The sequence below is a fragment of the Microbacterium testaceum genome, assembly GCF_003075375.1.
In the GTDB taxonomy this organism is placed as follows: Bacteria; Actinomycetota; Actinomycetes; order Actinomycetales; family Microbacteriaceae; genus Microbacterium; species Microbacterium testaceum_E.
In genome coordinates this window covers 1-12438 of record NZ_QDFT01000056.1, presented here as the reverse complement: position 1 = coordinate 12438, position 12438 = coordinate 1, and the positions used below count along the sequence as shown (strand labels likewise).

The window sequence follows — 12438 nt, the reverse complement described above, 5'->3', positions numbered from 1 at the left end:
CGTTCATGAACGACGTCGTCGCCCGCTACAACGCCTCGCAGGACAAGGTGCGCGTCGAGATGGACAGCTCGGGCGTCGACGTCGTGTCGGCGAGCTTCGTGCGCGGCAACCCGCCCGACATCATGCTCGCCAACTACAACTACGAGGTCGCCCGCTTCGTGCAGCGGTGCGCGCTCAGCGATCTCGGCGGCACCGCCGCGGCGGCGAGCGTCCGCGCAGACCTGCAACCGCTCATGGACCAGTACGGATCCTGCGAGGGACGCACGAGCGCGCTGCCGTACTCGGTGATGGCCGCCTCGGTCATCTACAACACCGAGATCTTCGACCGCCTCGGACTGCAGGTGCCCACCACCTACGACGAGCTCGTCCAGGTCGCCGACACCCTGACGCAGAACGGCATCACCCCGTTCTACGGGACGTTCAAAGACGACTGGACCGTCGCGCAGGGCTGGTACGACTACTCCGTCGGCGGCTCCCTCGACGTCCTCGACTTCTTCGACTCCCTCGCCGCCGAGGGCGACCGGGTGGGCCCCGATTCGCGTGTCTCGTTCGCCAAGGACTTCACCGAGCCGATGCAGCGCATGCTCGATCTGGCGAAGAACTACACCAACGCGGATGCCGAGAGCCGCGCGTACGGCGACGGCAACCTCGCGTTCGCCCAGGGCGAGGCGGCCATGTACCTGCAGGGGCCGTGGGCGCTCGGCGAGATCGCGAAGACGTCGCCCGACCTGCCCGTCGGAACCTTCCCGCTGCCGATGACCGACGACCCGGCCGATCTGAAGGTCCGGGTCAACATGGACCTCGCCGCGATCATCCCCGAGGCCTCCCGGCACCAGGATGCCGCGCGCGACTTCCTCGAGTACCTCTATCAGCCCGAGGTCATCGAGGCCTACAACGAGTCGCAGCTCGGCTTCGCCCCGACGACGGACGCCCCCTCGCCGAGCGATCCGCGCGTGGCCGGAATGGTCCCCTACTACGACGAGGGGCGCATCTACCAGGGCGCCTCGGTGCTGGTGCCCAAGACCATCCCCACCTTCAACTACGCCCAGGCGATGATCTTCGGCGCTTCGCCCGAGTCCACCCTGCGCACCATGGACGAGGACTGGTCGCGCCTGGCGTTCCGCCAGCCCCCGGCCTCGACGAACGATGCCGCTGGCGAGGAGGCCGCGCGATGAGCACCACGACCACCATCGTCACCGGAGGCAAGGCCTCCGCCCGACGCAGCACCCGACGCGTCGAACCGATCTACTACCTGTTCCTGCTGCCGACCCTGGCGCTGTTCACCCTGGCGATCACGGTTCCCGGTCTGATCGGCATCTTCTTCAGCTTCACCGACTCGATCGGGCTGGGCGAGTGGAACTTCACGGGGCTGACGAACTACATCGCGATCTTCAGCGACCCGGCGATCCTGCAGGCGTACCTGTTCACCTTCGGTTTCTCGATCGCCACCGTCCTCGTCGTCAATGTCGCGGCGTTCCTGCTGGCCGTGGGCCTGACCGCGCAGATCCGGTTCAAGAAGGCGCTGCGGACGGTGTTCGTCATCCCGATGGTCATCTCGGGCATCATCATCGCCTACGTCTTCAACTTCCTCTTCAGCAACTCCGTGCCCGAGGCGGGAGCGGCCCTCGGCATCCCGTGGCTCGAGACCAGCCTTCTGGCCAATCCCGACCTCGCGTGGGTCGCGATCGTCATCGTCACCGCGTGGCAGGCGATCCCCGGGACGCTGCTGATCTACATCGCGGGTCTGCTCTCCGTCCCCGGTGACGTCTACGAGGCCGCCGGCCTGGACGGCGCCAGCAAGACCCAGCAGCTTCTGCGCATCACGCTGCCCCTGGTCGCCGGGTATGTCGTCATCAACGTCATCCTGGGCTTCAAGGGCTTCCTCAACGCCTACGACATCATCGTCGGCCTCACCGGCGGCGGTCCCGGCACCGCCACCCGCAGCGTCGCGATGTCCATCATCCTGGGCTTCAACGGCGGCGACTACGCGTACCAGATGGCCAACGCCGCCCTGTTCTTCGTCGTCGCCGTCGTCATCTCGCTCCTGCAGCTCTCGCTGACCCGGGGAAGGAACACCCTGTCATGACCGCTCTGAACCAGCCCGCCCTCGCCTTCGAGCAGGCCGAGCTCTCCGTCCCCGATCGCCAGGGCACCCCGGCCCCGCGCCGCCGCATCCGGCGCGTGGGTGCCGAGCGCATCAACTGGTCGACGACGACCATCCTCGTGCTCTGCGCGCTCACCGTGCTGCTGCCGCTGTACGTCACCGTCTCGATGGCGTTGAAGAGCGGGACGCAGGTCGTCGACGGCAATGCCTTCTCGTTGCCCTCGCCGATCAGCTTCGACGGCTTCGTCCAGGCCTGGACGCTGACGAAGTTCCCCGTCGGCCTGGCGATCTCGTTGCTCGTGACCGCGGGGACGGTGGTCGCGACGATCATCCTGGCGGCCTTCGCCTCCTACGCGATCGCCCGCAACTGGGACCGCAAGCTGTTCCGCTACTCGTTCTTCTACCTGCTCGCGGCGATGTTCATCCCGTTCCCCGTCGTCGCGCTGCCGCAGATCCAGCTCACGGGTCGTGTCGGGCTCGACAACCCCGCCGGCGTGATCATCCTCGCCACGATGTTCCAGCTGAGCTTCAGCGTGCTGCTGTTCACGGCGTTCCTGCGCTCCATCCCGCTCGAGCTCGAAGAGAGCGCGCGCATCGACGGGGCGACCACCTGGCAGACGTTCTGGCGACTGATCTTCCCGCTGCTCGCCCCCATGAGCGCCACCGTGGGCATCTTCGCCTTCCTCTACGCCTGGAACGACTTCATGATGCCCTCGCTCATCATCAGCGACCCCGCCCTGCAGACGTTGCCCGTGCGCCAGAACCTGTTCCAGACGCAGTTCAGCAACAACTACAACGTCGCCTTCGCCTCGTACCTCATGGCCATGGCCCCCGCGATCGTCGCCTACCTTTTCACCCAGCGCTGGGTGATGGCGGGCGTCACGCAGGGCGCCGTCAAGGGCTGACCGATCACCCCCCTCGAAAGGACAACCGTGACCACCGTCGCACCCTCCCCGCACGCCCGCGTCCTCTCCGACGCCCCCGACTGGTGGCGTCAGGCCGTGGTCTACCAGGTCTACCCGCGCAGCTTCGCCGACACGAACGGCGACGGCCTGGGCGACATCCCCGGCATCACCTCGCGGGTTCCTTATCTCGCGGAACTGGGGGTGGATGCCGTCTGGCTCAGCCCCTTCTACCCGTCCGACCTCGCCGACGGCGGCTACGACGTCGCCGACTACCGCGACGTCGACCCCCGGCTGGGGACGCTGGCCGACATGGACGAGCTCATCGCGCAGCTGCACGCGCACGGCATCCGCGTCGTCGTCGACATCGTGCCCAACCACACCTCGGACAAGCACGCCTGGTTCCAGGAAGCGCTCGAGGCGGGGCGCGGGTCGGCTGCGCGCGAGCGGTACATCTTCCGCGAGGGCACCGGTCCCGACGGCGCCGAACCGCCCACGGACTGGGTGTCGGTCTTCGGTGGAGCGGGCTGGGAGCGCGTGGCGGACGGGCAGTGGTACTTCCACAACTTCGACGTCTCGCAGCCCGATCTGAACTGGGCGAACCCCGAGGTGCGCGCGGACTTCGTGAAGACCCTGCGTTTCTGGAGCGACCGCGGCGTCGACGGGTTCCGCATCGACGTGGCGCACATGCTCACCAAAGACCTCACCGAGCCGTTGCCCTCGCGGGCCGAGCTCGAGGCGATGCCCATCGACGGCACCCACCCGCTGCTCGACCGCGACGACGTGCACGAGGTCTACGCCGAGTGGCGCGCGGTGTTCAACGAGTACGACCCGCCCCGCACGGCCGTCGCCGAGGCGTGGGTGCACCCCTCGCGCGTGCCGCTGTACGCCAGCGCCGAGAGCCTCGGCCAGTCGTTCAACTTCGACCTGCTCGAGGCCGACTTCGACGCCGGGCAGTTCCGTCGGATCGTCGCCGACAACCTCGCCCTCGCCGCGGAGTCGGGCTCGTCGACGACGTGGGTGCTGTCCAACCACGATGTCGTGCGTCACGCCACCCGCTACGGGCTGCCGGATGCCGAGCGCGGCGCGGACGGCCGGCCCACCCTCAAGCACGGAAACGAGTGGTTGCTCTCGGGCGGCCGTACCCCCGCGCTCGACGCGGAGCGCGGCGAACGCCGCGCGCGGGCCGCCGCGCTCTTCGTGCTGGGTCTGCCGGGCTCGGCGTACCTGTACCAGGGCGAGGAGCTCGGCCTGCACGAGGTCGCCGACATCCCCGACGCCGAGCGCCAGGATCCGACGTTCTTCCGCAGCCCGGGGGTGGATATGGGACGGGACGGATGCCGTGTCCCCCTGCCCTGGGCCGCGTCCGACGCCGCGTTCGGTTTCGGCGCGGGCGGCGCGCACCTTCCGCAGCCGGAGTGGTTCGCCCGCTACGCCGTCGATCTGCAGGACCAGGACCCCGCGTCGACGCTGGCGCTGTACCGCCGGGCGCTCGGACTGCGGCACGAGCTGCAGGCGGACGAGGAGCTCTCGTGGGTCGACGCCGGGAGCGAGGGCGTGGTGGCGTTCGAGCGGCCCGGCGGCTGGGTCGTCGTCACCAACTTCGGTGAGAGTGCGGCGCCGCTGCCCGACGGCGAGATCCTCGTCTCGAGCCGCGAGCTCGACGGTGGTGCCCTTCCCGGCGAGACGACGGTCTGGCTCCGCCGGTCCTGACGCCACGCGGACCGGCGCGAAGTCACGCGCCGGTCCGCGCCCACCCGTCGCCGCGCTGCTCGATCGCACCGGCCGCCGCGAAGGCGTCCAGCCACCCGCCCATGGGCCATGAGCCCCACCGGCGATGGAAGGTCGCGCCGTTGCGCAGGATGTCGTCGAGGTGCTGCCACGGCGGTGAGGACACCGGATGCCACTGGTGGAACGCGTCCGCTCCGCCCACCCAGCGCAGCTCGACGCCCCCGGCGCGCGCGGTCCAGGCCAGGTCGGTGTCTTCGGCGCCGTAGCCCTCGTATCCAGGATGGAAGCCGCCGATGCGGGCCCAGGTCGCGGGCGTCACCGCGAACGACAGTGACCAGAACAGGTCGAACTCGGACGGGGTCGCCGCCCGCGTCGTCCCCGGCTCGAGGGCCGGGCGCGCGCGGTGGGGACGCACCAGGAAGGGCAGGTCAGCGGCCCGTTCGGGACGCTGGACGCTCGCCAGGTAGGTCACCGCTCCCGCCAGCAGTGTCTCGGGGTGAGCCGCGGCGGCGGCCCGGTAGGCGGGCAGCAGCCCCGGTCCGGGCAGGCAGTCGACGTCGAGGAAGATCAGCAGATCGGCGCCGGCGTCGATCGCGGCGGCGGCGGCGCGGTTGCGTCCCTCGCCGACCCGGAGCCCGTGCGGACCCGGGGGAACGTGGATCGTGCGGGTCTCGGCATCCGGAATGCGCTCCGGGGGCGTCTGGTCGAGCCAGGCCTCTACGCGCACGATGTCGTCCGCGACCTCGGCGAGTACGCGCCGTTGACGCTCGAGGTGTTCGCGTCGGGAGCGCGAGGCGACCGTGATGACGGCCGTGGTCACGGCAGCACCGCCTCGACGGCGGAGGCCATGCGGTGCGCGGCGCCCGCGACCTGCCAGCGCTTCCAGTCCGGTTCGTCGCCGGCGGCCCGCTCGACGAGGTCGACCAGCGCGGCGGCCGAGACCGAGGCGTCGGCCCGATGCGCCAGCCGCCAGCGTTCGAGAGCGTCCGCGGTGTGCTCCTGCTCCGCGAAGGGGCGTTCCTGCGCGATGACCACGGCGCGGGCGCCGGCGACGGCGAGATCGGCGACGCTGTTCTGCCCCGCCGCGCTGACGACGACCGTGCTGCGCGTGAGCAGCGGCCAGGGGTCGTCGACCCGCGAGGACGCGTCGTGGCCGATCGCCGTCACCGTCCAGCCTCGGTCCTGCAGCCGTCGCGTCGCCTCCAGCCGGATCGCGGGTTCGAGCACGCGCCCGAGCAGCAGCACCGACCTCGTTTCGGCCTCGCCCGCGGCGTCGCGCCCGTCGAAACGCGAGATCCCGCCGGTCCAGACCACTCGATCTCCGTGGGCCGCGAGGCCGTCGGTGGGCACGGCCCCGTGCGGCCAGGGCGCGACGATGCGGTCGGCCAGGTCGTAGGCGAGGGCGTGCGGGGCGTCGGTGCGCGTCCCCGGCTGCGTGACGGCGATGGTGCGCAGGCCGAGCAGCCGGACGAACGCGACGACCTCGGCGCTGACGTCCACGACGAACGCCTGCAGCTCCCGCTCCACCGCGGCCGTGGCGATCGATGCCAGGCGCGCGCGGTGACCCGGGTGCGCGTGCGGGGCCCAGTGCAGCGCGCCGCGCGCCGTCGGGTCCGCGTCGCGGGGGTCCACGACCGAGCCGTCGGGACCGTCGAACGGATCGGCATCCAGGGGCAGCTCCACCCATTCCACGTCGGGGGCGAGCCCCGCCGGGCGGGGCATCGACGAGAAGGCCACGACGGGTGCGCGCAGGTGCGGGTGCACCGCGAGGAACCGCGCGACGTGGCCGTAGCCGTGGTGGTGGACGTACCAGCCGATCACCACGACACCGCCGGCACCCGCCGGGCGATCGCGGGCTGCGCGGTGTGGGCGAGCACGCGCTCGACCTCGCGGTAGCGCTGGGCGAGGGAGTGCTGGCGGACGGCGGCCCGCCGCGTCCACACGCGCGTCAGGGGCTCGCGCGCACCCTCCGCCGCGAGGCGCGACGCGGCCTGGGCGAGGGCGACCACGTCGCCGGGGGTGACGGTGGCCGAGCCGGGCATGCCGGCCAGCACCTCGGACACGCCCCCGATGTCGAAGGCCGCGACGGGAGTCCCCGTCGCGAGGGCCTCGGCGATGACCAGGCCGAACGGCTCCTCCCACATGGGGGTCACGAGCGCGACGGCCGACGAGCCGACCAGTCGGCACAGGTCGGGCTGGCACAGCGGACCCACGTAGCGGGCGTGCGCGCCCAGGCGCGGCACGATCTCCTGCTCGAAGTAGTCGGCATCGCCGATGCGGCCGGCCAGGGTGATGTGGGCGCCCGCGTGGCGTGCCGCCTCGATCGCCAGGTGAGGGGCCTTTTCGGGCACGACACGGCCCGACCACACCCACGAGCTTCCGCCGTCGCCGCGCACCCACTGGTCGGTGTCGATGCCGTTGGGGAAGACGAACGCGTCCACCCCTTCGATCGACCACGCCCGGGCCGTCGCCTGGCTGACCGCGACGAAGCGGTGCGGGCTGTCGCGCACCTCCGCCGCAGCCTCGAGCAGGGGCTCGAGGGGCGGGGTGTGCAGGGTCGTCACCACCGGGATGCCGGCTTCGCGGCTCCAGCGGATGGGGGCGGGGTTGAGGCTGTGGTTGTCGACCACGTCGTAGAGGTGCCGGTCGGCGAGCAGTCGATCGCGCGCCGCGTCGTAGGCCGCATCGACGGCGTCTCCGTATCCCACGGGGTAGTCGGTGTCGGACGAGTCCTCCGGACGCGTCCACTCCGGAACCGGAAGGCGGAACTCCGGGGTGTCGCCCAGGAAGTCGGAGCCCTCCGCCGCGCACAGGGTCACCTCGTGACCCCGATCGCGCAACCAGCGCACGCGATCCCAGACGCAGGCCTCGAGCCCACCCGCGTGGGGCTGGCGCAGCGGATATCGGCTGGGGGCGACGACGAGGACGCGCAACGGACGCTGTCCCCGGATCATGCCGCGTCCTCCGCCACGAGCACCGAGCGGTACACCTCGAGGTGGGCGGCGCGCACGGCGTCGCGCTCGGCCGTGCGCTCCTCGCGTCGCCGGGCGACCTCGGCCGCGCGCCGCGGCGTTCCCGGACTCGACCACGCGGGGTCGGTGGCATGCACGATGGCTCGCGCGAGCGAGATCGGATCGCCGACGCCGAAGGTGTGGAAGTCGCCGGGGTGCTGGGACGCCATGTGTCCCACGCGCGTCCCGATGACGGGAACGGCCAGGTCATGGCACAGTTCCGCCCAACCCGACTGCGTGCCGTGGCGGTACGGCAGCAGACAGGCGTCGAGGTCGGCGAGCCACGTGGCGAGCTCGTCGTCGTCCAGCCGCGGGCCGCGTTCGACGCGGACGCCGTCGGCGTCGCGGGCGAGCAGATCGATGGATGCCGCAGCCTCGGCATCCCGCACCCTCTCGTTCAGCCGCACGACGCCCTCGACGCGGGCGCCCTGCGACCGCAGGTCGGCGATGGCCCGGACGAGGGTGGCGGTCGTCCCGACGCCGTCGATGTTGGGGCGCAGATCCCGCAGGTGGACGCCGATGCGGACGGCCTCGTGCGCGGTGCCGACGGGGCGCTCGGCGTCGCCGAGCAGGGTCGGATGGGCGATGACGACGGGCGTGCGTCCGGTGCGCACGCGCACGTCCGCTGCGGCCGTGTCGGTCAGCGCGATGAGGGCCGCGGCGCCTTGAGCCAGAACCGCGACCGAGGCGTGGTGGTCGTTCTGGTCGACCAGCTGCGGGTTCTCGAGGTCATGCACCGTGTAGACCAGGGGGCGACCGAGAGCGCGCAGGGTCGCGACCGTCTCCTCCAGCTCGGACGGACGGTACGACTCGATGCCGAAATGCACGTGGACCAGGTCGAAATCGTCGACGTTCGCGCGGAGCCATGCGGGCAGCAGCACCTGCGGAGGCCACCATTGTCCGGCCGGAGCGCCCGGGGGCGGCGGGTCGGCGAGCAGGTGGACGTGCTCCGGGTCCGTGACGGCGGCGACGTACGGGTGCGCCGACGGCACGGCCGCGACGCGGACCGGGGGAACGGTGGTGACGACGATCTTCTCTCCTCCTCGTGCGTGCGGGCATGGCGGTGCGCGTACCGCATCGCCAGGCACATCGCAATGCAACGGGGCGGTTGGGACGACGACGACACCGACGGATACGTTCTCATCATGGGTGGCGAGCACACGCGGGACGGAAGCCTTGCGGACCACGACGACGCGGTGATAGCGCGCCGAGCCCATTACGCCGTCTTCTTCGGCGACGTCCCACCTCCCGCCGGGTACGGGGTGGTCGTGGGCAACTGCCAGGCCGAATCCCTCCGCCTCGTCATCTCGTCCGACGCGCTCCCCGCCGTACGCGTGCCCGCGGTGCACGAACTCACGAGCGCCGACGCGGAGCGCCTGCACCGCCTCCTCGCCGGGGCGGCCTTCCTCGTCGCGCAGCCCATCCGGGACGATTACCGCGGGATGCCGTTGGGCACCGCGCAGCTGCGCCGATCGCTCCCCGCCGCGGCCCGCACCGTGACGGTGCCCGCCGTGCGCTTCGCCGGACTGCACCCGTTCCAGGCGGTGCTGCGCCTGGCCGACTTCCCCGAGGATCCGCCGCTGGTGGCGTACCACGACGTCCGAACGGTCGCGCGCGCCGCCGGCCTCGCCGTGCCCGCGTCCCTTCCGCCCGCCGCGGTGCGCGCGATCGCCGAGGCGTCGCGTGCCGAGCTGCGACGTCGTGAGGGACTCGGTCTCGACGTCTCGGCATCCGATCTTCTCGAGCCGGTGGTCGCGGACCTCGCGCGCACGGTCAACCACCCGGGCAACGCGCTCTTCCTCCCGCTGGGGGCGCGGATCGTCGCGGCGCTCGGGGCCCCGGGACGCGTGGTCGATCCGGGCCGCCCGATCCTCGCATCCGTCCGTGCGCCGCTCGAGGACTGGGTCGTCGACGCGTGGCGGCTCGACACCGCACCCCGCCCGGACTGGACGGTCGGTGGCGAGACCGTCCCCGCCGACGTCGTCCGCGAGGCGCACCTGGCGTACTACGCCGAGCGCCCCGCCCTTCTCGCCGCGGTCGTCGACCGGATGACCCCGCTCATCCGCACCTGGAGCACCGCCCGATGACCACGATCCCGGATGCCGCCCCGCCCGTCCTCCTCGTCCACCCCGGCACGCACGGGGTCGCTGTCTACGCCCGCGACACGGCGGCCGAGGTGGTGCGCCTGGACGGCCGCGCGCGGGTCGCCACCCCGGACGCCGTCGCCGCGCTCGCACCCGGCACCCCGGTGCACGCGCACGTGACCGACCGATTGTGGGGCGCTTCGCCCGAAGAGGCGACGCGTCATGTGACGGCGCTCGCGGCGCGGCATCCGCTCACCGTCACCCTGCACGACGTCCCGCAGGAGTCCGACGGCCCGCGCAACCGGCCCCGGCGGGCGGCGTTCTACCGCGCCGTCATCGAGGCCTCGCGGGGAGTGGTCGTCAACAGCGCGCACGAGCGCGAGCTGCTGCGCGAAGAGGGCGTCTGGAGCGGCGCGGTCGGCGTCGTCCCCCTGCCCGTCGATTCCCCGCGCGCCGTGCGCAACCACGAGGGAGATGACGACGCCGTCGGCGTCCTGGGCTACTTCTACCCGGGCAAGGGGCACGACGAGGCGCTGGCCGCGGCGGTCACCGCCGGTGTCGCGCGGCTGACGGTGCTCGGACGCGCCTCCGACGGGCACGCCGCGGATCTCGAGGCCTTCGTCCGCCGTGCGGAGGCGCAGGGGGTCGCCGTCGAGGTGACGGGGTGGCTCGACGACGTCGACATGGCGGCTCGCGTGGCCCGCGTCGCCGTGCCCGTGATCGCGCACCGCCATGTCTCGGCCTCGGGATCCCTGGCGTCGTGGGTCGGGTGGGGCCGGCGACCCGTGGCCGTGCGCAATCGCTACGTCGACGAGATGGCGCAGCTCCGACCCGGAACCCTGGCGGTCGTCGAGGCCGGCGAGCTCGCCCGCGCAGTCGCCGCCGCCCGCGCCGACGCGTCGACGACGTGGCACGGGGCCGACCCCGTGCCGTTCGGCCGTACCGACGGCGCACGCGCGTACTTGCACTGGTGGAGCGGGGTGTCCGCGTGATCCCCGAAGGATGGAACGACCGGATGCCGTGGGTCCCGGGCAATCGCTGGGACCTCGTCGCCCACCGACGGCCGCGTCCCCCGCGGGTCAGCGTCATCGTCACGCACTACTCGCAGCCCGATGAGCTGGCGCGCACGCTCGCCGCGCTCGCCCGACAGGACCACCCCCGCGAACTGCTCGAGATCATCGTCGCCGACGACGGTTCTCCCCGGGTTCCCGTGGTTCCCGAGGGAGTGCGTCTCGTGCGCCAGGACGACCTCGGTTTCCGCGCGGCCGCCGCCCGCAACCTGGGTGCATCCGCCGCCACCGGCGACGTCCTCTGCTTCCTGGATGCCGACACCACTCCCGAACCCGCCTACATCCGCCACCTCTCCCGGCTGCCCGCTCTGCTGCCCGAGGCCGTGACGGTGGGGCGCCGGCGTCACGCCGATCTGTCCGGGCTCGCGGCCGACGAACCGATCGAGGCGATCGGCCCGCGGCACGAGCTGACCGAGCCCGCGTGGCTGCGAGAGGCCTACGCGCGCAGCGGCGATCTGCTGCGTGCCGACGATCGGTCCTACCGCTACGTCATCAGCGCGGTCCTCGCCTGCTCGCGGGCGTTCTTCGACGAGGTGGGCGGTTTCGACGAGACCTTCTCGTCGTACGGGGGCGAGGACTGGGAGTGGGCGCACCGGGCCTGGCAGTCGGGCGCCGTCCTCGCCCACGTCCGCGACGCGGCGGCGTGGCACGACGGTCCCGACTGGGCCGATCGCGACGGCGTCGATCGCGCGGACGAGGGCAACCGCCAGAGCCTCCTGCTCTCGCGGCGGATCCCGGTCGAGGGTTCCGGCGCGCGGGGGGTGCTCTCGCGTGACGCTGACCTGCTCGTCGTGGTGCCCGGGACGCCCTCGCCCGCGGCAGCGTTCGTCTGCGCCGATTCCTTCCTCGCGGCGTACCCCCGCTCCGCGGTGACGATGGATGCCATCCCCCCGGCGGCAGCGCTCGACGGGGATCCGCGTATCCGCGCCCGCGCCGATGACGTCGACGCGCGTATCGTCCTGCGCCTGGAAGCGCCCGCCGTGGTGCTGGAGCCCGACGCGTTGCGGGCGGCGCTGTCCGTGCTGGCGGAGGGCGACATCGGCGAGCTGCGCCTGATGTCGTCGGGAGGATCGCTCGTCGGCGTCGCGCGATCCCGCCGGGCCGCGCGCCGGCAGAAGCGGTGGGGGACGTCGGCGGGGCACGCGTCCGCAGAAGTGGCGGTCGCCGGCCTGCACGTGATGCGCGCGCACCCCCACGTCGAGGCGTGGCTCGGAGGGTGGGGCGGGGCCGACCGCTTCGTGTGACGGCGTCGTCGGGGAGTGCGACACGCCCGGGGTGTGGTGTGGATTCGACGGGTGGGTGGTTCGGGCGTAAGTTATTACTTGTTCGCCCCACAGGGGAGAGCGGAGCGGCCGGAAGGCCCCGCGTCCTCTCAAGTGGTGAACCGCCCCCGATCTGTATGTTGAGAGTTTCGGCTTTCTGGTCTAGTGTTGGGGTCCTGCCATTCGGCTTCTTCTCTCACATGTGGTGCTCCTTCTGGGGTGTGGTGTGGGGTTGTGTGTCGGTGGCTGTTTTGTGMACTGCTCCATGGGTGGT

Annotated in this window: 11 protein-coding genes; 7 read left to right on the top strand and 4 right to left on the bottom strand. The window is 72.1% G+C overall.

Annotation, left to right across the window (positions count from 1 at the left end):
- The 4 genes from DC432_RS14600 to DC432_RS14585 form a co-directional block, all read left to right on the top strand.
- Window positions 1–1175, top strand: a 1175-nt coding sequence (locus tag DC432_RS14600; protein ID WP_116538495.1) for an ABC transporter substrate-binding protein, incomplete at its 5' end; no start/stop codon positions are given.
- On the top strand, window positions 1172–2086 hold the full coding sequence (locus DC432_RS14595) for a carbohydrate ABC transporter permease (RefSeq protein WP_108317821.1): 915 nt from the start codon (window positions 1172–1174) through the stop codon (window positions 2084–2086). The genes DC432_RS14600 and DC432_RS14595, both read left to right, overlap by 4 nt.
- Window positions 2083–3009 carry a carbohydrate ABC transporter permease gene (locus DC432_RS14590; protein ID WP_243393150.1) on the top strand — a complete coding sequence of 309 codons (927 nt, stop codon included), beginning with the start codon at window positions 2083–2085 and terminating at the stop codon, window positions 3007–3009. The genes DC432_RS14595 and DC432_RS14590 overlap by 4 nt, the downstream gene beginning before the upstream one ends.
- Window positions 3010–3036: 27 nt before the next feature.
- The gene (locus tag DC432_RS14585; RefSeq protein ID WP_116538492.1) at window positions 3037–4719 is read left to right on the top strand and encodes a glycoside hydrolase family 13 protein; all 1683 of its coding nucleotides are present in this window, start codon (window positions 3037–3039) and stop codon (window positions 4717–4719) included.
- A gap of 22 nt (window positions 4720–4741) precedes the next feature.
- On the opposite strand, the gene DC432_RS14580 is transcribed toward DC432_RS14585, so the two are convergent.
- Genes DC432_RS14580 through DC432_RS14565 form a run of 4 tightly spaced genes read right to left on the bottom strand, consistent with a single transcriptional unit; the run spans window position 4742 to window position 8740 of the window.
- Window positions 4742–5557 (bottom strand): glycosyltransferase family 2 protein, encoded by an 816-nt coding sequence (locus DC432_RS14580; protein ID WP_116538491.1) that lies wholly within the window; start codon window positions 5555–5557, stop codon window positions 4742–4744.
- Window positions 5554–6558: a hypothetical protein gene (locus DC432_RS14575; RefSeq protein ID WP_243393149.1), complete on the bottom strand. Its 1005-nt coding sequence runs from the start codon at window positions 6556–6558 to the stop codon at window positions 5554–5556. The genes DC432_RS14580 and DC432_RS14575 overlap by 4 nt, the downstream gene beginning before the upstream one ends.
- Complete coding sequence (locus DC432_RS14570) at window positions 6555–7691, bottom strand: glycosyltransferase (protein WP_116538489.1); 1137 nt, start codon at window positions 7689–7691, stop codon at window positions 6555–6557. The genes DC432_RS14575 and DC432_RS14570 overlap by 4 nt, the downstream gene beginning before the upstream one ends.
- The gene (locus tag DC432_RS14565) at window positions 7688–8740 is read right to left on the bottom strand and encodes a glycosyltransferase (RefSeq protein ID WP_116538488.1); all 1053 of its coding nucleotides are present in this window, start codon (window positions 8738–8740) and stop codon (window positions 7688–7690) included. The genes DC432_RS14570 and DC432_RS14565 overlap by 4 nt, the downstream gene beginning before the upstream one ends.
- A 102-nt stretch (window positions 8741–8842) precedes the next feature.
- Here DC432_RS14565 and DC432_RS14560 point away from each other — a divergent pair, with 102 nt between their 5' ends.
- Genes DC432_RS14560 through DC432_RS14550 form a run of 3 tightly spaced genes read left to right on the top strand, consistent with a single transcriptional unit; the run spans window position 8843 to window position 12146 of the window.
- Complete coding sequence (locus tag DC432_RS14560) at window positions 8843–9835, top strand: WcbI family polysaccharide biosynthesis putative acetyltransferase (RefSeq protein WP_116538493.1); 993 nt, start codon at window positions 8843–8845, stop codon at window positions 9833–9835.
- Window positions 9832–10824: a hypothetical protein gene (locus DC432_RS14555; protein ID WP_116538487.1), complete on the top strand. Its 993-nt coding sequence runs from the start codon at window positions 9832–9834 to the stop codon at window positions 10822–10824. The genes DC432_RS14560 and DC432_RS14555 overlap by 4 nt, the downstream gene beginning before the upstream one ends.
- Window positions 10821–12146, top strand: coding sequence for a glycosyltransferase family 2 protein (locus DC432_RS14550; RefSeq protein WP_243393148.1), 1326 nt, complete (start codon window positions 10821–10823; stop codon window positions 12144–12146). Before DC432_RS14555 ends, DC432_RS14550 begins: the two co-directional genes overlap by 4 nt.
- Window positions 12147–12438 lie beyond the last annotated feature (292 nt).